This is a genomic window from Microbacterium sp. NPDC089186, from assembly GCF_040685115.1.
Classification (GTDB): domain Bacteria; phylum Actinomycetota; class Actinomycetes; order Actinomycetales; family Microbacteriaceae; genus Microbacterium; species Microbacterium galbum.
The window spans coordinates 147577-167427 of record NZ_JBFBHJ010000003.1 but is presented as its reverse complement, the minus strand read 5'-3'; the positions used below and the strand labels follow the sequence as shown (position 1 = coordinate 167427).

16 protein-coding genes are annotated in these 19851 nt (G+C 70.8%); 14 read left to right on the top strand and 2 right to left on the bottom strand.

Annotated elements, in window-relative coordinates:
* Nucleotides 1–69 precede the first annotated feature (69 nt).
* Both AB0N82_RS10980 and AB0N82_RS10975 read left to right on the top strand, forming a co-directional pair.
* Nucleotides 70–3066, top strand: coding sequence for a DEAD/DEAH box helicase (locus tag AB0N82_RS10980; RefSeq protein ID WP_363391524.1), 2997 nt, complete (start codon nucleotides 70–72; stop codon nucleotides 3064–3066).
* A gap of 267 nt (nucleotides 3067–3333) precedes the next feature.
* Nucleotides 3334–3894: a retropepsin-like aspartic protease gene (locus AB0N82_RS10975; RefSeq protein ID WP_363391521.1), complete on the top strand. Its 561-nt coding sequence runs from the start codon at nucleotides 3334–3336 to the stop codon at nucleotides 3892–3894.
* 22 nt (nucleotides 3895–3916) lie between these two features.
* On the opposite strand, the gene AB0N82_RS10970 is transcribed toward AB0N82_RS10975, so the two are convergent.
* Nucleotides 3917–4306 (bottom strand): tautomerase family protein, encoded by a 390-nt coding sequence (locus AB0N82_RS10970; protein ID WP_363391518.1) that lies wholly within the window; start codon nucleotides 4304–4306, stop codon nucleotides 3917–3919.
* A 142-nt stretch (nucleotides 4307–4448) separates the two neighbouring features.
* On the opposite strand from AB0N82_RS10970, the gene AB0N82_RS10965 reads away from it, so the two are divergent.
* Nucleotides 4449–6032 (top strand): MBL fold metallo-hydrolase, encoded by a 1584-nt coding sequence (locus AB0N82_RS10965; protein WP_363391515.1) that lies wholly within the window; start codon nucleotides 4449–4451, stop codon nucleotides 6030–6032.
* Between the two features lie 3 nt (nucleotides 6033–6035).
* Nucleotides 6036–6431 (top strand): VOC family protein, encoded by a 396-nt coding sequence (locus tag AB0N82_RS10960; protein WP_363391512.1) that lies wholly within the window; start codon nucleotides 6036–6038, stop codon nucleotides 6429–6431.
* 346 nt (nucleotides 6432–6777) lie between these two features.
* Here the strand turns inward: AB0N82_RS10960 and AB0N82_RS10955 are convergent, their stop codons facing one another.
* On the bottom strand, nucleotides 6778–8358 hold the full coding sequence (locus tag AB0N82_RS10955) for an HNH endonuclease (protein ID WP_363391509.1): 1581 nt from the start codon (nucleotides 8356–8358) through the stop codon (nucleotides 6778–6780).
* A 154-nt stretch (nucleotides 8359–8512) separates the two neighbouring features.
* On the opposite strand from AB0N82_RS10955, the gene pyrR reads away from it, so the two are divergent.
* From pyrR to metK, 10 genes are all read left to right on the top strand, one after another.
* A complete protein-coding gene (gene pyrR / locus AB0N82_RS10950; protein ID WP_363391506.1) occupies nucleotides 8513–9043 on the top strand; it encodes a bifunctional pyr operon transcriptional regulator/uracil phosphoribosyltransferase PyrR in 531 nt (176 codons plus the stop codon).
* Nucleotides 9040–10008: an aspartate carbamoyltransferase catalytic subunit gene (locus AB0N82_RS10945; RefSeq protein ID WP_315995761.1), complete on the top strand. Its 969-nt coding sequence runs from the start codon at nucleotides 9040–9042 to the stop codon at nucleotides 10006–10008. Before pyrR ends, AB0N82_RS10945 begins: the two co-directional genes overlap by 4 nt.
* Nucleotides 10005–11327: a dihydroorotase gene (locus tag AB0N82_RS10940; protein ID WP_363391502.1), complete on the top strand. Its 1323-nt coding sequence runs from the start codon at nucleotides 10005–10007 to the stop codon at nucleotides 11325–11327. The genes AB0N82_RS10945 and AB0N82_RS10940 overlap by 4 nt, the downstream gene beginning before the upstream one ends.
* Nucleotides 11324–11824 carry a hypothetical protein gene (locus AB0N82_RS10935; RefSeq protein ID WP_363391499.1) on the top strand — a complete coding sequence of 167 codons (501 nt, stop codon included), beginning with the start codon at nucleotides 11324–11326 and terminating at the stop codon, nucleotides 11822–11824. The genes AB0N82_RS10940 and AB0N82_RS10935 overlap by 4 nt, the downstream gene beginning before the upstream one ends.
* Nucleotides 11821–12993, top strand: coding sequence for a glutamine-hydrolyzing carbamoyl-phosphate synthase small subunit (gene carA / locus AB0N82_RS10930; protein WP_363391497.1), 1173 nt, complete (start codon nucleotides 11821–11823; stop codon nucleotides 12991–12993). The genes AB0N82_RS10935 and carA overlap by 4 nt, the downstream gene beginning before the upstream one ends.
* The gene (gene carB / locus AB0N82_RS10925) at nucleotides 12986–16273 is read left to right on the top strand and encodes a carbamoyl-phosphate synthase large subunit (protein WP_363391495.1); all 3288 of its coding nucleotides are present in this window, start codon (nucleotides 12986–12988) and stop codon (nucleotides 16271–16273) included. Before carA ends, carB begins: the two co-directional genes overlap by 8 nt.
* Entirely contained in the window at nucleotides 16270–17130 is an 861-nt protein-coding gene (gene pyrF, locus AB0N82_RS10920) for an orotidine-5'-phosphate decarboxylase (RefSeq protein ID WP_363391493.1), read from the top strand. The genes carB and pyrF overlap by 4 nt, the downstream gene beginning before the upstream one ends.
* Nucleotides 17123–18028 (top strand): guanylate kinase, encoded by a 906-nt coding sequence (gene gmk, locus AB0N82_RS10915; protein WP_315995767.1) that lies wholly within the window; start codon nucleotides 17123–17125, stop codon nucleotides 18026–18028. Before pyrF ends, gmk begins: the two co-directional genes overlap by 8 nt.
* A gap of 204 nt (nucleotides 18029–18232) precedes the next feature.
* Nucleotides 18233–18487, top strand: a complete 255-nt coding sequence (gene rpoZ / locus AB0N82_RS10910) for a DNA-directed RNA polymerase subunit omega (RefSeq protein WP_055837405.1) — start codon at nucleotides 18233–18235, stop codon at nucleotides 18485–18487.
* A 93-nt stretch (nucleotides 18488–18580) separates the two neighbouring features.
* A complete protein-coding gene (metK, locus tag AB0N82_RS10905) occupies nucleotides 18581–19774 on the top strand; it encodes a methionine adenosyltransferase (protein WP_315995768.1) in 1194 nt (397 codons plus the stop codon).
* Nucleotides 19775–19851 lie beyond the last annotated feature (77 nt).

Sequence of the window (19851 nt, the reverse complement as noted above, 5' to 3'; positions counted from 1 at the left end):
CCCCGACATCTCGTCCGCGGCCGCGTCGCGGCGTTCGCGGGTCGGGTGGGTTCGAGGCAGAGTGGGTATATGAGCTCGTGGCGTGACCTCATCCCCGGGGCCGAGCGCGCGTCGTTCGACGCCCTCGCCCTGGGCATCGAGCTGCGCCAGCGCGAGGCCTACGACCCGGCCCGGTGGGAAGCTCGTGCCGTCGTCCCGGTGACACCACGCCTGCTGGCCCGACGGCAGGACGACCTGCAGCTCGTCGCCCGTCCGCTCGTGCGCGGCGCCCGCGACGCCTGGATCCGAGCGGATGCCACGTGGGACATGGTCCGTCGGTCCTCCGGCCGCTTCGATCCGGCGCATGTGCGCTGGTTCGCCGAGCTGCACGCCCTCGCCCAGGCGATGCGCACGACGGGGCCCTTCGCCGCGCCCGGTGACACGATCGCACTCGACACGGTCGATTCCCCACTGCTCTGGCCGCACCTGGCCGCGGCGGCGGAGCTCGGCATCCCGCTGACCGCGATGCATGCGCAGCAGAGCGTGCGCCTCGCCGCCGGGGCCGAGGCCCGCGTGGCGATCGACGCCGAGGTCGGGGGAGCACTGCGCCTGTCGGCCGACGTCTCGCTCGACGGCGCGCCCGTCGCGGCCGCACACGTCCGACCCCTCGGGGGCTCGGGGATGTTCGCCTTCGCGCTCGACCGCGATCCCGTGCCGATCGTGCTGGCGCCCGTGGCGCTGCCGGCGCCCCTGCCCGCCCTGCTCGGCACCGACGGGGTCGAGATCGCGCGCACGGACGCGGGGGAGTTCCTCGCCGAGGCCTACCCGCGGCTCGCGCGCCGCGCCCCGCTGTCGGTGGGCGCCGGCGTCCCCGCACCGCCCGCGCCCCGCCCGACGCTCGAGGTGACGGTCGGCTACACCGATGACGACGTCTCGTACCGCCTGGAGTGGGTGTACCCCGGCTCCCTCCGCTTCGCCTATGACGGCGAGGGTCCGGATGCCGGGCGACCGGGCGGGGCGCCGGCTGCCGACGTCGGTCCCGCCCTCGCCGAGCGCGACGCGCGCGCCGAGGCGCAGATCGGCGAACGTTTCGAGACGGCGTGGATGGCGGCATCCGATCTCCCCGTCGTCGGGCGCGCGCGTCTGCTCGACGCCGATGCGGCGGCGTTCACGACGCGTGTACTGCCGGCCGTCGACGTCGTCGACGAGGTGCGCGTGCGCACGAGCGGCACCGTTCCGACGTTCCGCGAGCTGCGCGGAGACCCCCACCTGCGCATCACCGCGGTGGAGTCCGTCGATCGCGACTGGTTCGACCTGGGGATCGTGGTCACCATCGACGGACGCGCGATCCCGTTCGGCACGCTGTTCTCGGCGCTGTCGCGCGGCCGCACACGCATCAAGCTCTCGGACGGGGCGTGGTTCTCCCTCGCCCACCCATCGCTGCAGCGTCTGCGCGATCTGCTCGACGAGGCCGCGGCCCTCGACGAGTGGGAGACCGGTCCTCGCCTGCCGCGCACGCACCTCGCTCTGTGGGCGGAGTTCGAGGACCTCGCCGATCAGTCCGAGGCCGCGGTGGAGTGGCGCGGTCTCGCCCGGGCGTTGCACGACGTGGATCAGGTCCCCGCGGTGTCGACGCCGCCGGACTTCCGCGCCGTGCTGCGGCCCTACCAGAGGGAGGGCCTGTCGTGGCTCGCGCTGCTGCACGGGCACCGGCTCGGCGGGATCCTGGCCGACGACATGGGCCTCGGCAAGACGCTGCAGCTGCTGGCCCTCATCGCGCACACCCGCGCTCGCGGCGACGAACGCCCGTGGCTGGTGGTGGCACCGACGTCGGTGCTGCCCACGTGGCGCGACGAGGCGGCGCGCTTCGCCCCCGGGCTCCGGGTGAGCGTGGTCGAGGCCACCGCGGTGCGGCGCGAGCGCACGGTCGCCGCGATCGCGTCCGCGGCCGACGTCGTGGTCGCCTCCTACGGCATCGTCCGGGCGGATGCCGCGGAGTTCGCCGCGCCGCACTGGTCGGGGGTCGTCCTCGACGAGGCGCAGTTCGCCAAGAACCCGGCCACCCGCATCCATCGGGCGATCGCGGGCCTGTCCACCGACGCCGTGTTCGCCGCGACGGGGACGCCCATCGAGAACGGCCTCGACGACCTCTGGGCGCTGCTGTCGCTGACCGCGCCGGGGCTCTTCCCCTCGATCCGGCAGTTCCGCGAGGACTACACCCGGGCGATCGAACAGCTGCCGACCGATCAGCCCACGGCGCTCTCCGCCGCCGCAGCGAGCGCGCACCGCGACAAGACGCTCGCGCGGCTGCGTCGCCGCGTGCGCCCGTTCCTGCTGCGCCGCACCAAGGACGTCGTGGCATCCGATCTGCCTCCCAAGCAGGAGCAGGAGATCGTGGTGCCTCTCGCGCCGGCCCATCAGGAGGTGTACGACCGGGTGCTGCAACGCGAGCGGCAGAAGGTGCTGGGGCTGCTCGACGATCTCGATCGACAGCGGTTCATCGTGTTCCGGTCGCTGACGCTGCTGCGCATGCTCGCCCTCGCACCGGGCCTGGTCGACGAACGCGACGCGCACCTGGGTTCGGCGAAGCTCGACGTCCTGCTGGATCGTCTGGTCGAAGTGGCTGCCGAGGGGCACCGCGCGCTGGTGTTCAGTCAGTTCACCTCGTTCCTCGACCTCGCGGCGGAACGCCTGGATGCCGCCGGCCTGGCGTACGCGCACCTCGACGGCAGCACCGCGCGGCGGGGCGAGGTGGTCGAGGGGTTCCGCGAGGGCGACGCGCCCGTCTTCCTCATCAGCCTCAAGGCGGGCGGGTTCGGGCTGACCCTCGTCGAGGCGGAATACGTGTTCTTGCTGGACCCGTGGTGGAACCCCGCGGCCGAGAACCAGGCCGTCGATCGCGCCCACCGCATCGGGCAGACGCGGAGCGTGTTCGTCTACCGGCTCATCGCCGCCGGCACGGTGGAGGAGAAGGTTCGCGCCCTCCAGCGCCGCAAGGCCGCGTTGTTCGACGCCGTGATCGATGACGGAGAGGCGTTCGCGGCGTCGCTGGACGCCGATGACATCCGCTCGCTGCTCGGGCCGTGACGACGCCGGTCCGTAGGGTGGGACGATGACGACCTCCGTGGCGATCGAGGTGATCCCGGATGCCGAGCTCGCCGACGCCGCGACGGTCCGGTCCTCGTCGACATCGACGGCACGTCGCGAACCCTGATCCTCGACACGGGAGGCGCCACGAGCGGTCTCCGCGCCGATGATCTCCCCGCGTCGTCCTCGACGGTCGCGCGGGAACGCCCCGGCGGTAGAGGCGCATTCGCCCCGGGCGGCGCCACCCGGCAGGTCGAGGCCGAGGTCGTGACCGTCGGCGATCTGCGCGTCCCCGGCCTGTCGTTCGACGTGGAGGAGCATCCGGCCGCACGTTCCATCCTCGGTCTCGACGTGCTCGCGCACCATCGCCTCGCCCTCCGTTTCGGTCGGGGCGTCCTCGAGTTCGACGGCGACGAGGCGGTCGACCGGCGGCATCCCCTCGTCCGGTCCGCCCACGGCCACCCGTTCGTGCGCGCGTGCTGGGACGACGTGGAGACCGACGCCCTGTGGGACTCCGGCGCCGAGGTCACGGTGGTCGACGAGTCCTTCGCGGCCCGGCACGGGCGTCTGTTCACTCCGCTCGGCGACGCGGAAGCGGGAGACGCGCGCGGGGCGAGCCGAGAGGTGCGACTCGTCCGCATGGCGGGCGTCACGATCGGCGGACGCGCTTTTCCGCCCAGCACCGCCGTGATCACCCCGCTCGCGGGGCTGGAACGACCGGGCGTGCCTCGTCTCGACGTCATCCTGGGCATGCCCGTGCTGCGCCGCGCGGACTGGACGCTGCACCTGGCCGAGGGCTGGTGGGGCTATCCGTCGGCGGCGTCGTGACCGTGCCCCGTCGCCGCTCGGCTCAGCCCAGCTCGCCCGTGACGAACTGCGCGACGCCGCGGCCGAACGACCAGTCCGCGTCGCCGTTCTCGGTGATGCTGACGACGAGGTCGTTCCCCTGGACCCCGACGCGTTCGCCCAGATACTGGGCGAGTAGCCGGTAGAGCTCCACCTTCGCGCCCTCGGTGCGCTGCTTCGACGCCAGGCGCACAATCACGAGGCGTTCGCTGCGCTCGATGCCGAGTCCCGTGTCGAGGGCGACGAGCTCGAACGGCTCGTGCTGCGTGAGGATCTGATACCTGTCGGGGACGCCGAACGCCTCGACGACGGCCTCCTGCACGGCATCCATCATCGTGCGCAGTTCGGACTCGTCGTAGCGGCCGCGGATCGTGTCGATCATCACCAGGGGCATGGGAATCCTTTCGTGGGGGTCCGCACGTTACCCGCGGCGATTGTGCGGGCGGACCGCTTGACGCGGACACCCCTGCTGCTCTCAGGCCTCTTTCCGGAGCCCCGCGTAGACTCGACGGGTTCGCCAACGACACAGGAGCGGCATGAGAATCACCGGCCTCGGCCACGCGGGAATGTTCATCGAGACGCGCGGCGGCAGCATCATCTGCGACCCCGTCCTCGGTCCGAGCTTCTTCGGCTCGTGGTTCCCGTTCCCCGACAACCGTGCCCTCGACTGGGAGCGCTTCGGCAAGGCGGACTTCCTCTACATCTCGCACCGTCACCGCGATCACTTCGATCCGGCTCTGCTCGAGCGCTACGTGCCGAAGGACATCAAGGTGCTCCTGCCCGAGTACCCGACCGACGACCTCGAGCAGGACCTCCTCGCCCTCGGCTACACGAACCTCGTCCGTACCGAAGCGGGCGTGCCTTTGCAGTTCGGCGACCTGAAGCTCATGGTGACGCCGCTGCGCGCCCCCTCCGACGGTCCGATCGGCGACTCGTCGCTCTCGCTCGACGACGGCACCGCCTCGGTCCTCAATCAGAACGACTCCCACCCTCTGGATCTCGAGAAGCTGTTCGACTTCGGCAAGCCCGACGCGTACTTCACCCAGGTCTCGGGCGCGATCTGGTGGCCGATGGTCTACGACCTTCCCCAGGATGCCAAGCAGAACTTCGCCCAGCTCAAGCGCGACGCGCAGAACAAGCGCGCGATGTACTACATCGACAAGGTCGACGCCGAGCACGTGTTCCCGATGGCGGGCCCGCCCATGTTCCTGCGCGAAGAGCTGTTCCGTTACAACGGCACGGGCCTCGAGAACGACTCGATCTTCACCGACCAGCGCGAGTTCCTCGCGCACATGAAGGAGCAGCGCCCCGACCAGAAGGGCTATCTGTTCCTTCCCGGCACCGAGGTCGAGGTGCAGGGCTCCGACGTCACGGTGACGCAGACGCTGTACACGGATGCCGAGATCGAGCGCGTCTTCGGCGACAAGTGGAACTACCTCGCCGAGCAGCGCGACAGCCGCCAGGCCGAGGTGCGGGCCGAAGAGGCGACCCGCGCGGATATCATCCCGCCGGCCGAGATGCTCGCCGCCCTCAAGGAGTGGTGGGAGCCGCTGCTGCGTCGCGCCCGCACGATCCGCAACGGCGTGGGCGGCATGGTGCGCTTCCGCATCGGTGAGCTCGACATGGTCGTGGACTTCCCCAAGGCGAAACTGCGCGAGTACGCGGGGGAGGAGTGCATCTACTGGTACACCATCCCCGCCGACCTCGTCTCCACGAACATCCGCGACCACGAGATCGACTGGTCGAACTCGATCTTCCTGTCGATGCAGTTCGAGGTCGGTCGCTCGGGCAAGTTCAACGAGTTCCTCACGACGTTCCTCAAGTGCCTCTCGCGCGACCGCATCGAGTACGTCGAGAACTGGTACGCCGAGCAGTCGGACCAGACCGAGGATGCCGAGATCGGCGACTGGACCGTGCAGCGTCGCTGCCCGCACCTGCGCGCCGACCTGACGAAGACCGGCAAGATCGAGGACGGCGTGCTGACGTGCTCGCTGCACGACTGGAAGTGGGACCTGGAAACGGGTCGCTGCCTGACGACGACGGGGCATCCCATCCGCTCGTCGCGCGTGCGCACCACCCCGAGCGGAGAGCGCGCCGCCGCCGAGGTCGCCGCGGGCTGACCCGTGCCCGGCTTTCACCACGTCGAGGTGTGGGTCAGCGACCTGACCACGGCGCAGTCCGAATGGCGCTGGCTGCTCTCCGCGGTCGGTTTCGAGCGAACCGCGCACTGGGCCGACGGCGAGACGTGGAGTGCGGGTGATGGCCCGTACCTGACGCTGACGACCTCACCGAACCTGTCGGGGCTCGATCACGACCGGCGCGCTCCCGGGGTGAACCATCTCGCCTTCCTCGGCGGCTCTCGCGGGCAGGTGGATGCCGTGATGGCCGCGGCGAGCGCCCACGGGTGGCGCCCGCTGTATCAGGAGCGTTACCCGTTCGCCGGCGGCCCGTCGCACTATGCCGGGTGGCTCGAGAACTCCGCGGGATTCAAGGCGGAGGTCGTCGCGGACGAGGAGTGACCCGACCGCGGGCGTTCGACCGCACAGCGGTGAGCAGGCGGTGGATCCGCGGGACTCGGGGAGCAATGCTCCGTGACCCGACCCCGCGCGTTCGAACGCACAGCGGTGAGCAGGCGGTGGATCCGCCGGACTCGGGGAGCGAACCTCCGAGACCCGACCCCGCGCGTTCCGCTGCACAGCGGGGAGGAGGCGGAGGATGCCGCGATGCCCCGGGGTGCGCCCTTCCGTGACCCGACCCCGCGCGTTCGAACGCACAGCGGTGAGCAGCCGGCGGATACCTCGACGCTCAGGGTGCACCCTGCACGGCACGATTCCCTTCGGGCGATCTGCATCCGCCCGCGCTCGCTCACGCCGCGCCGAAGCGGCGCGGAGATCTCGACCGCAACAGCGTCGGCGGTCGCACCTCGCCCGTGCGCGGATCGGGTGGCGCGTGCAACCAGTACGAATCCCTGCCGGTCACGGGATCCCGCTGACGCACGATCTTCTCGCCGCGATTGTGCAGACCGAGGTGGTGGTTCCGACAGAGCGGAACGCCGTCGTCGACGTCGGTTCTGCCACGATCCGACGCCCAGTGATCGATGTGGTGCATCTCGCACTGCGAGATGGGAGCTCGGCATCCGATGCCGACGCAGCCGCCGTCGCGCACGGCGATCGCAATCCGCTGGGCGCGGGTGAACAGACGCTGATGCCTCCCGACGTCGAGCGGCCGCCCCGCCTCGCTCAACGAGACAGGCACCGCGCCCGCATCGCAGAGATAGCTCTCGACGACCCCGCCGGGGAGGACCTCCCCACCGTCTTCGAAGTGTCCGACGCCGCGCACGACAGTCTTGACACCCGACCGCACTTCGGTCCCGACGCTCGGTCGCTCGACGCCATCCGCCGCGCTCGAAACCAGCGCCGATGCCTCCAGCACGATCCGCACCCCAGGCTGCCGGTCGCCGAACGCCTGCGCCGGATCCGCTGCGGCTCCGGTGCGTAGGACCGCGATCAACGTGTCGTAGGCGATCTGCTCGCCCGACCGATCATCGGGGGCGTCAGCGACCACGGCATCCGGATCCACGAACCGCGGTCCACGCCGCGGACGCAGAGCGGCCTGAATGATCGCGTCGACCCATGCCGCCGCGTCGTCGTCGAACACGAACCGTCCGTGCCGTTGCCCGTGCTCATCGACCCACGAACGGTACGACCGGGCGGCGAATCGCTCCTCGAACCGCACCCTCACACCGACGGGGTCGAGCCGGTCGCGCGCGATCCGGGCGGACGCCCGCAACTCTTCGACCGGCCGATGCGGCGCCTCGTCGATCAACCGCTCGACGGCCGTCGCCCAGGCGCGGGGGAGGAGGTCCGGGTCGAGCTCGCGATACCTCTCGACAGGTGGCTCACCCAGCCCCACGCGGATGGCCCGGAACTGCGCGTGGCTCAGCGATCCGTCACGCAGCGCGCCGGCTGCGCGCTCGAGCCATTCCGCCCCCGCTCCGCTCGCTGCCGACCCCGCGCTCGCCGCCGGCCCCGCGCTCGCCCCCGGCGCCGTGGCCGGGCACGCTGCCGGGCCTGCGCTCGACGCCGGACCGCCAGCCCCGCTCCCACGCTCGAGAGGTGCCTCACCGAACAGATCACCCCCGGTCTTCACCGACCGGGTCACATCCCCCCGGGGCAGGCCCGTCAGCGACTGCAGCAGTTCGGTCGCATTGCGATGCCCCGCCCTCTGCGCGAGGCCCGCGCCTCCCCGATCGCGCGTCGACCTCGCGTCGATGACCCGCGCAGCGCACGCCGCCAGCACGTCGAGGGCGTTCCGCGCCGCGGTGACCTCGGCCATCACTTCCACGACCTCGCGATCGCCGAGGAGTTCGATCTCGTTCCCCGCAACCAGCTCGACGACACGCTCGCTCGCCACCCGAAGGCGGTCGATCGGTGCGCTCACATCCATAGAACAAATGTACGAATATCCGCACTCACCGCGAGCGCCAGAGCCCGAGATCAGCCGCCGCCGCTCAGATTTCACCCCGCCGCACCCGCTAAGCTGGTCAACGAACCACAGCAACCTTTAACCCCGTCCCGTGAGGCGGAGAAGGGAGCGGCGGATGAATACGCGCACCGTCATGCACGATGCCGATATCGCCCGCGCTTTGACGCGCATCTCGCACGAGATCCTGGAGTCCAACAAAGGACCGGATGGACTCGTCCTCCTCGGCATCCCGACCCGCGGCGTCACGCTCGCGAACCGGATCGGCCCCCTCGTCAGCGAGTTCGGGGGAGCGGCCGTCCCGGTCGGATCCCTCGACGTGACGATGTACCGCGACGATCTGCACCGCAACCCCACGCGGGCCCCGCGCAGGACCGAGATCCCCGCCGGCGGCATCGACGGCAAGACCGTCGTGCTCATCGACGACGTGCTGTTCTCGGGGCGGAGCATCCGCGCCGCCCTCGACGCCCTGCAGGACATCGGACGCCCCGCCGCGGTGCGCCTGGCGACGCTGATCGACCGCGGCCACCGCGAGCTGCCGATCCGCCCCGACTTCGTGGGCAAGAACCTCCCCAGCGCCCGCGACGAGCGGGTCAACGTGCGCCTCGCCGAGATCGACGGCGTCGAGGAGGTGACGATCGAGTCATGAGGCACCTCCTCGACACCCAGCACCTCTCCCGCGCCGACGCGCTCGAGATCCTCGACGTCGCCGAGGACATGGCCGACACCCAGCGCCGCGAGATCAAGAAGCTCCCGACGCTGCGCGGCAAGACGGTCGTCAACCTCTTCTTCGAGGACTCCACGCGCACCCGCATCTCGTTCGAGGCCGCGGCCAAGCGTCTTTCCGCCGACGTCATCAACTTCTCGGCGAAGGGCTCCAGCGTCAGCAAGGGCGAATCGCTGCAGGACACCGCGCAGACGCTGCAGGCGATGGGGGCGGATGCCGTCGTCATCCGCCACGGAGCCTCCGGCGCACCCCGCACGCTCGCCACCAGCGGCTGGATCAGCGCGGGCGTGGTCAACGCGGGCGACGGCACGCACGAGCATCCCACTCAGGCACTGCTGGACGCGTTCACCATCCGCAAGCGCCTGCACGGCGACGACAGCCGCGGCCGCGACCTCGACGGCATCCGGGTCACGATCGTCGGCGACGTGCTGCACTCGCGCGTCGCCCGCTCGAACGTATGGCTGCTGCACACCCTCGGCGCGCACGTCACGCTGGTCGCCCCGCCGACGCTCGTGCCCCAGGACGTCAGCGGCTGGCCCGTCGAGGTGGACTACGACCTCGACCACGCGATCGCGGCCGGACCCGACGCGCTCATGATGCTCCGCATCCAGCTCGAGCGCATGTCGGCTGCGTATTTCCCGACTGAACGGGAGTATTCCCGCCGGTACGGTCTCGACGCGCGGCGTCTGCAGGCCCTCCCGGGCGGTAGCATCGTTCTACACCCCGGTCCGATGAACCGGGGCCTGGAGATCTCCGCCGAAGCCGCCGATTCCCCGCGCTCGACGGTGCTCGAGCAGGTCACGAACGGTGTCTCCGTGCGGATGGCCGTGCTTTACCTGCTGCTGGCGGGCGAGCGGCCCGACAGCGAGAGAGAGGACCTCCGATGAGCCACGCCACCCCCCAGACCCTTCTGGTGCGCGGCGCACGCGTCGAGGGTCAGGATGCCACCGACCTCCTCGTGAAGGACGGCGTCATCGCCGAGACCGGCTCCGGCCTCTCGCACGCGGGCGCCACGGTCGTCGACGCCGACGGTCTCATCGCCCTCTCGGGTCTCGTCGACCTGCACGTGCACCTGCGCGAGCCCGGCTACGAGGCGTCCGAGACGATCCTCACGGGCTCGCGCGCCGCGGCGGCGGGCGGGTTCACCACCGTCTTCGCGATGCCGAACACCTCGCCGGTCGCCGACACCGCCGGCGTGGTCGAGCAGGAGCTCGCCCTCGGCGAGGCCGCCGGCTACGTCCACGTGCAGCCGATCGGCGCCGTGACGGTGGGGCAGAAGGGCGAGCGCCTCGCCGAGCTCGGCGCGATGGCCGACTCCCGCGCGCGTGTCCGCGTCTTCAGCGACGACGGGTTCTGCGTCTTCGACCCGCTGATCATGCGCCGAGCCCTCGAGTACGTGAAGGCCTTCGACGGCGTCGTCGCGCAGCACGCGCAGGACCCGCGCCTCACCGAAGGCGCGCAGATGAACGAGGGCGCCGTCTCGGCCGAGCTGGGCCTCACCGGCTGGCCCGCGGTCGCCGAGGAGTCGATCATCGCGCGCGACGTGCTGCTGGCCGAGCACGTGGGCTCTCGCCTGCACGTGTGCCACCTGAGCACGGCGGGCTCGGTCGACATCATCCGCTGGGCCAAGAAGCGCGGCGTGAACGTGACCGCCGAGGTCACCCCGCACCACCTCCTGCTGACCGATGAGCTCGTGCGCGACTACGACGCGCGGTTCAAGGTCAACCCGCCGCTGCGCCGCGAGGAAGACGTCATGGCCGTGCGCGAGGGCCTCGCCGACGGCACGATCGACATCGTGGCGACCGATCACGCTCCGCACCCGACCGAGGCGAAGGCCTGCGAGTGGGCCGCCGCGTCGAACGGCATGGTGGGCCTCGAGAGCGCCCTGCGCGTCGTGCAGCAGGCGATGGTCGACACCGGGTTGCTCAGCTGGGCCGACGTGGCGCGGGTGATGTCGAAGACCCCCGCGCGGATCGGCCGCCTCGACGGGCACGGCACCTCCGTCGCGGAGGGCCGGCCGGCCTCGTTCACCCTGTACGACCCGCGCCCCTCGCGCACGTTCGTGCTCGACGACCTGCGTGGCCGGAGCAAGAACTCCCCGTACCTCGGCCGAGAGCTCCCGGGAGAGGTGCGCTGGACCGTGCGCTCCGGCATCCCCACGGTCGTCGACGGTTCCGTTCTCGACACCCCGGGAGTGCTCGCGTGAGCAAAGAGGGTGCCCTGCTCGTCATGATCGGCGTCGCCGTCGCGCTCCTCGCGGTTCTCGCGTGGGCGTGGTGGCGACGAACGCGGCGCGATGCGCGCTACTCCGCCCCGGTGGGGGAGCTGCCCGCGGACGCCGTCGAGACGGCGGTGTTCCCGGGGCTCTACGTCGCCACGACCCGTCATGACGAGCCGCTCGAGCGTCTCGCTGTCAAGGGCCTCGGCTTCCGCTCCCGCGTCGACGTCACGGTCACCTCGGCCGGCGTCGCCCTCGACCTCCCGGGCCAGCCCCGCATCGCGCTCACCCGTGACCGCCTGGTGGACGCCGCCCAGGCCACCGTCGCCATCGACCGCGTGGTCGAGGCAGGCGGCCTCACGCGCGTCAGCTGGCGCATCGACGACGACACGATCGTCGACACCTACCTCCGTCCTCAGGACGCCTCGGCCAAATCACTGGCCGACGCCATCCGCCCCCTCACCTCGACAGGAAGCGACGCATGACCTCCCTGATCCCTTCCGCGCTCTCCGCGCGGGAACCGGCCGTCCTCGTGCTCGAAGACGGCACCCGCTACACCGGCCGCGCTTACGGCGCACGCGGCGAGACCCTCGGCGAGGTCGTCTTCGCCACCGGCATGACCGGGTACCAGGAAACGATCACCGACCCCTCGTACGCGGGCCAGATCGTGCTGCAGACGGCCCCCCACATCGGCAACACCGGCGTGAACGACGAAGACCCCGAGTCGCGGCGCATCTGGGTCGCCGGCTACGTCGTGCGCGACCCCTCGCGCATGGTGTCGAACTGGCGCGCGAACCGCTCGCTCGACGAGGCGCTCGTCGAAGACGGCATCGTGGGCATCTCGGGCATCGACACCCGCGCCGTCACCCGCCGGATCCGCTCCTCGGGCAGCATGCGCGGCGGCGTCTTCTCCGGCGAGGCCGCGAGCCTGGATGCCGAGGAGCAGCTGCGTCGCGTGTGCGAGGCTCCGGGCATGGCGGGCCGCAACCTCTCGGCCGAGGTCTCGGTCACCGAGGTCGAGGTGACCCCCGCGACCGCGAAGCGCATCGGCAACCTGGCGGTGCTCGATCTGGGCGTGAAGAAGTCGACCATCGACAACCTCGCCACGCGCGGCTTCGACGTGCACGTGTTCCCCCAGTCCGCCACGATCGACGAGATCCGCGCGATCGAGCCGGTCGCGGCGTTCTACTCGAACGGCCCCGGCGACCCCGCGGCATCCGACCAGCACGTGGAGCTCCTGCGCGAGGTGCTCAGCGACGGCCTGCCCTTCTTCGGCATCTGCTTCGGCAACCAGCTTCTGGGCCGCGCCCTCGGTTTCGGCACCTACAAGCTGCCGTTCGGACACCGCGGCATCAACCAGCCCGTGCTCGACAAGACCACCGGCCGCGTCGAGATCACGTCGCAGAACCACGGCTTCGCCGTCGACGCGCCGCTCGACGCCGTCATCGACAGCCCGAACGGCTTCGGCCGGGTCGAAGTGAGCCACATCGGCCTCAACGACAACGTCGTCGAGGGTCTGCGCGCCCTCGACATCCCCGCGTTCAGCGTGCAGTACCACCCCGAGGCCGCCTCGGGTCCGCACGACGCCAACTACCTGTTCGACCGCTTCCGCGACATGGTGATCGCGACCCAGGAGACCAAGACCAATGCCTAAGCGCGACGACATCACCTCCGTCCTCGTCATCGGCTCCGGCCCGATCGTCATCGGTCAGGCCTGCGAGTTCGACTACTCCGGCACCCAGGCGTGCCGCGTGCTGCGCGAAGAAGGCGTGCGCGTCATCCTCGTCAACTCCAACCCGGCGACGATCATGACCGACCCCGACTTCGCCGACGCGACGTACATCGAGCCCATCACCCCCGAGGTGATCGAGTCGATCATCGCCAAGGAGAAGCCGGATGCCGTGCTCCCCACCCTCGGCGGACAGACGGCCCTGAACGCGGCGATCCAGCTGCACAAGCGCGGCATCCTCGAGAAGTACGACGTCGAGCTCATCGGCGCCGACTTCGACGCGATCAACCGCGGTGAGGACCGCCAGATCTTCAAGGAGCTCGTGCTCGAGGCGGGCGCCGACGTCGCGGCATCCGTCATCTGCCACTCGATGGACGAGCTGCTGGCCGGAGCCGAGAAGCTCGGCTACCCGCTGGTCGTGCGTCCGTCCTTCACCATGGGCGGCCTCGGCTCCGGCTTCGCGTACGACGAGGCTGACCTCCGCCGCATCGGCGGTGCGGGCCTGCACGACTCGCCCACCAACGAGGTGCTGCTCGAGGAGTCGATCCTGGGGTGGAAGGAGTACGAGCTCGAGCTCATGCGCGACACCGCCGACAACACGGTGGTCGTCTGCTCGATCGAGAACGTCGACCCGGTCGGCGTGCACACGGGCGACTCGATCACGGTGGCTCCCGCGCTCACCCTGACCGACCGCGAGTACCAGCGCCTGCGCGACATCGGCATCGACATCATCCGCGCGGTGGGCGTCGACACCGGTGGCTGCAACATCCAGTTCGCCGTCGACCCCCAGACCGGCCGCATCATCGTCATCGAGATGAACCCGCGCGTGTCGCGGTCGAGCGCGCTCGCGTCGAAGGCGACGGGCTTCCCGATCGCCAAGATCGCGGCCAAGCTCGCCATCGGCTACCGGCTCGATGAGATCCCCAACGACATCACCAAGGTCACCCCGGCGAGCTTCGAGCCCACGCTCGACTACGTCGTGGTCAAGGTGCCGCGGTTCAACTTCGAGAAGTTCCCCGCCGCCGACACCACGCTGACGACCACCATGAAGTCGGTCGGCGAGGCGATGGCGATCGGCCGCAACTACTCCACGGCCCTGCAGAAGGCGCTGCGCTCGCTCGAGAAGCGCGGCTCCAGCTTCCACTGGGGCGAGGAGTCCCGCTCGGTCGAGGAGCTGCTCGAGATCGCGAAGACCCCGACCGACGGCCGCATCGTTGTGCTGCAGCAGGCGCTGCGCAAGGGCGCGACGCCCGAGCAGGCGTTCGACGCCACGGCGATCGACCCGTGGTTCATCGACCAGATGGTGCTGATCAACGAGGTCGCGGAGTTCATCGCGCAGGCCGACGAGCTGGATGCCGACACCCTCCGCGTCGCGAAGGAGCACGGTTTCAGCGACGCCCAGATCGCCGAGATCCGCGAGCTCGACGAGACGGCGGTGCGCGAGGCCCGCTACGCGCTCGACGTGCGCCCGGTCTACAAGACGGTCGACACGTGCGCGGGGGAGTTCCCGGCCCTGACGCCGTACCACTACTCCTCGTACGACGCCGAGACCGAGGTCACCCCCTCCGACCGCACGAAGGTCGTCATCATCGGCTCGGGCCCCAACCGCATCGGCCAGGGCGTCGAGTTCGACTACTCGTGCGTGCACGCCTCGTTCGCCCTGTCGGACGCCGGGTACGAGACCGTCATGGTCAACTGCAACCCCGAGACCGTGTCGACCGACTACGACACGTCCGACCGCCTGTACTTCGAGCCGCTGACGCTCGAGGACGTGCTCGAGGTGCTGCACGCCGAGAGCCAGTCGGGCACGATCCTCGGCGTCGTCTGTCAGCTCGGCGGACAGACACCTCTGGGCCTCGCGAAGGGCATCGAGGCCGCGGGCTACACGATCCTCGGGACCAGCCCCGAGGCGATCGACCTCGCCGAGGAGCGCGAGCTGTTCTCGCGCCTGCTCGACGACGCCGGCCTCGTCGCACCCCGCAACGGCACCGCGATCGACGTCGAGGGCGCCGTGCAGGTGGCCGAGGAGATCGGCTACCCCGTGCTCGTGCGCCCGAGCTTCGTGCTCGGCGGACGCGGCATGGAGATCGTCTACTCGACCGAGGCGCTGCGCGACTACTTCGTGCGCGTGGCCGATCAGGCGATCATCGGACCCGGCCTGCCGCTCCTGGTCGACCGCTTCCTCGACGACGCGATCGAGCTCGACGTCGACGCGCTGTACGACGGCACCGACCTGTACATCGGCGGCGTCATGGAGCACCTCGAGGAGGCCGGCATCCACTCCGGCGATTCCTCCTGCACGCTGCCGCCCGTCTCGCTCGGCCGCACCGAGGTCGACCGCGTCCGCGAGGCGACGCTCGCGATCGCGAAGGGCGTCGGCGTCCGCGGCCTGCTCAACGTGCAGTTCGCGATCTCGGCGGGAGTCCTCTACGTCATCGAGGCGAACCCCCGCGCGAGCCGCACGGTGCCGTTCGTCTCGAAGGCACTCGGCATCCCGCTCGCGAAGGCCGCCAGCCGCATCATGGCCGGTAACGCCATCGCCGAGCTCATTGCCGAGGGACTGCTGCCCGAACAGGACGGCTCGCGCGTGCCGCTCGATGCGCCGGTCGCCGTCAAGGAGGCCGTGCTGCCGTTCAAGCGGTTCCGCACCGCCGACGGGCACACCGTCGACTCGGTCCTCGGACCCGAGATGCGTTCGACGGGCGAGGTCATGGGCATCGACCGCGACTTCCCGACCGCGTTCGCGAAGTCGCAGGAGGCCGCGTACGGCGGCATGCCGACCTCGGGCACCGTGTTCATCTCAGTCGCCGACGCCGACAAGCGCGCCGTCATCCTGCCCGCCCACCGCCTCCAGGAGCTCGGCTTCCAGCTCATGGCGACCGAGGGCACGGCCGAGATCCTCGCGCGCAACGGCATCCGGGTGAAGGTCGTCGAGAAGTACTCCGAGACGCAGGGCTCCGGCCAGCAGAACGTGGTCGACCTGATCAACGCCGGCGAGATCGACATGATCGTCAACACGCCCTCCGGCGGCACCGCGCGCGCCGACGGCTACGAGATCCGCGCCGCCGCCGTGGCCGCCGACAAGGCGCTGTTCACCACGATGGCCGTCCTCGGCGCCGCGGTGAGCGCTCTCGGCGCCATGAAGGACGGCTTCGCGGTGCGCAGCCTCCAGGAGCACGCCACCGACCGCGCGGGACGCCTGTGAGCGACACGTTCGGTCAGCGCCTTCACGCCGCCCTCGACCTGCACGGCGCCCTGTGCGTCGGCATCGACCCCCACGCCGCCCTCCTGTCGGCGTGGGGGCTGGATGCCACGGCCGAGGGCGCGCGGGAGTTCGGCCTGCGCACGGTCGAGGCCGCGCGGGGGAGGGTCGGCGTGGTCAAGCCGCAGGTGGCGTTCTACGAGCGCTACGGCTCCCGCGGCTTCGCCGCCCTCGAGGACGTCATGGCCGCCGCCCGCGACGCGGGGCTCATCGTGATCGCCGACGCCAAGCGCGGTGACATCGGCACGACGATGGAGGGCTACGCCCACGCGTGGCTCGAGCCCGGTTCTCCCCTCGAAGCGGATGCCGTGACGCTGACGCCCTACATGGGTGCCGACTCGCTGCGCGACACGCTGTCCCTCGCGGTACGCCACGGCAAGGGCGCGTTCGTCCTCACCGCGACGAGCAACCCCGAGGCCCGCGCGCTGCAGAGCGCGATCGTCGACGACGCCCTCGCCATCGGCGATCACGAGCACGTGGCGGCGCGGGTCGCCCGCGACGTTAACGAGGCCAATGTCGGCGCCCCCGGCGCTCTCGGTCCCGTCGGAGTCGTGGTGGGGGCCACCGTCGACCGTGCGGCCTTCGGTCTCGGCGATGTGGCCCTCGCGGGCATGCCGATCCTCGCGCCCGGCTTCGGCGCTCAGGGAGCCGCGCCCGCCGACCTCGGCCGACTCTTCGGATACGTGGCCTCGGCCGTCGTCGCCAACGAGAGCCGAAGCATCCTCGCGGTCGGGCCCGAACGCCTCGCCGCCCGCATCGACGAGCGCGCCGCGCTCTACCGGGAGTCCCTGCATGGCTGAAACCCGTCGTCCGCCCGAGGTCGACCGTGCCGCCGCCTCGCGCCGCGCCGTCGAGGCGCGGCGCGAACGCGCCGCGCTGAAGCGCGACGTCTCCACCCGCGTGATCTCGCCGCAGGAACTGCTGCGCCGGGGCCTGGCCGACCCGCTGTCGCCGGCCGGGGCGATGCGCGTCACCGAGTTCCTCACCGCGATCCCGGCGATCGGCGAGAGCAAGCGCGACCGCATCCTGGCATCCCTCGGGATCTCGCCCGTGAAGCGGCTCGGCGGTCTCGGCACTCGCCAGCGCGACGCGCTCCGCGACTTCCTCGACACGCGGTGGCCCGAGCCGGGGCCGCGCGACGGACGCAGCCGCCTCATCGTGCTCGCCGGGCCGACGGCCGTCGGCAAGGGCACGGTCGCCGCGCACATCAAGGAGAACTACCCGGAGATCCACCTGTCGGTGTCGGCGACCACGCGCACCGCGCGCCCGGGTGAGGTCGAGGGCGAGCACTACTACTTCGTCGACGACGCGGAATTCGACCGCCTGGTCGCGTCGGGGGAGCTGCTGGAGTGGGCCGTCGTGCACAACAAGAACCGCTACGGGACCCCGCGCGCTCCCATCGAGCGCGTCCTCGCCGAGGGGGGCACCGCCCTGCTCGAGATCGATCTGCAGGGCGCGCGTCAGGTGCGCGCGGCCGACCCGTCGGCGACCCTGGTGTTTCTCCTGCCGCCGAGCTGGGACGAGCTCGTCCAGCGCCTGGTCGGGAGGGGGACGGAGGATGCCGAGGAGCGCGCCCGGCGCCTGCGCACGGCCCGCGTCGAGCTCGCCGCGCAGAACGAGTTCGACTACCGGGTGGTGAACGACGAGGTGGCGCACGCCGCCGCCCAGGTCGTCGCCCTCGCCGCCGCTCAGCACTGACCGGGGCCTGAACCGGGTTCGCGGCGGATTCCCGTCATCCGGGCGTGGAAGATCCGCCCCGGACGGCGTGACCCGTCCCGAACCCGCGAGCCCGACCCACCCGACCGCCCTCGGCACGAGCCGCGCGGGCGTCGGCTAGAATAAGAGGATGCTTCGGCGCTTCAGCGCCGCATCCACCCCATCCGCCGAACCAGGAGGTTCCCCATGGCCGGACGTGACAAGGGCATCATCGACCCGCCCATCGACGCTCTGCTCGACAAGGTCGACTCGAAGTACCAGCTCGTCATCTACGCGTCCAAGCGCGCGCGTCAGATCAACGACTACTACTCCGACCTGCACGAGGGCAACCTCTTCGACAACGTCGGCCCGCTCGTCGACTCCACCGTCGAAGACAAGCCGCTGACGATCGCTCTGCACGAGATCCACGAGGACAAGCTGCGCCTTCGCGCCGCCGAGTGATCTGTTCACAGATGTGACGATGCCCCGGGCGGCCTGGCGCCGCCCGGGGCATACTTGTGCCCGTTCCCCGCTCGCAACCACCCCGGAGTCGTCTTGACCGACCTGCGCCTGTTCACGTCCGAGTCCGTCACCGAAGGACACCCCGACAAGATCTGCGACCAGATCTCCGACAGCATCCTCGACGCCATCCTCACCGACGACCCCACCGGTCGCGTGGCCGTCGAGACCCTCGTCACGACGGGGCTCGTGCACGTCGCCGGCGAGGTGTCGACGAGCGCCTACGTCGAGATCCCCGCGATCGTGCGCGACGTGGTCAATCGCATCGGCTACACCTCGAGCGACACCGGCTTTGACGGGGAGTCGTGCGGGGTCAGCGTGTCGATCGGCGCGCAGTCGTCCGATATCGCCGCGGGCGTCAACAAGGCGTTCGAGCAGCGCGAGCGCGGCTCCGTCGACCCCCGTGATCTCCAGGGCGCGGGTGACCAGGGCATCATGTTCGGCTTCGCCACGAACGAGACGCCCCAGCTCATGCCGATGGCCGCGTGGACCGCCCACCGCATCGCCGAGCGCCTGGCATCCGTCCGCAAGAGCGGCGCGCTGCCCTTCCTCCGCCCCGACGGCAAGACGCAGGTGACCCTCGGCTACGACGGCTTCACCCCGCGCACCGTCGACTCGGTCGTGCTCTCCACGCAGCACCACCCCGACATCTCGCAGGAAGACCTGCGCGCCGAGGTGCAGGCGGCGGTCATCGACCCGGTGCTGGCCGAGACGGGTCTCGAGCTGCCCGACGTGAAGTACTACATCAACCCCGCGGGACCGTTCGTCATCGGAGGGCCCAAGGGCGACGCCGGGCTCACCGGCCGCAAGATCATCATCGACACCTACGGCGGGGCCTCGCGTCACGGCGGTGGCGCCTTCAGCGGAAAGGACCCGTCGAAGGTCGACCGCTCCGCGGCATACGCCATGCGGTGGGTCGCCAAGAACGCGGTGGCAGCGGGCCTGGCCGACCGTCTCGAGGTGCAGGTCGCCTACGCGATCGGCAAGGCGAACCCCGTCGGTCTGTACGTCGAGTCGTTCGGAACGGCGCACGTGGCCGACGACGTCATCGTGCGGGCCATCCGCGACGTGTTCGACCTGCGACCTGCCGCGATCGTCGAGCAGCTCGACCTGCTGCGTCCGATCTACGCGCAGACGGCGACCTACGGCCACTTCGGCCGTGAGCTCTCCGACTTCACGTGGGAGCGCACCGACCGCGTCGACGAGCTGCGTACCTCCGCCGGACTCTGACGGTGGGTGGGGGAGAGCACCCCGCCCGCGTCGAGGGTGCGTGCCAGGGAGGCTCGCGCGGTGACGCGGCCGCTGCC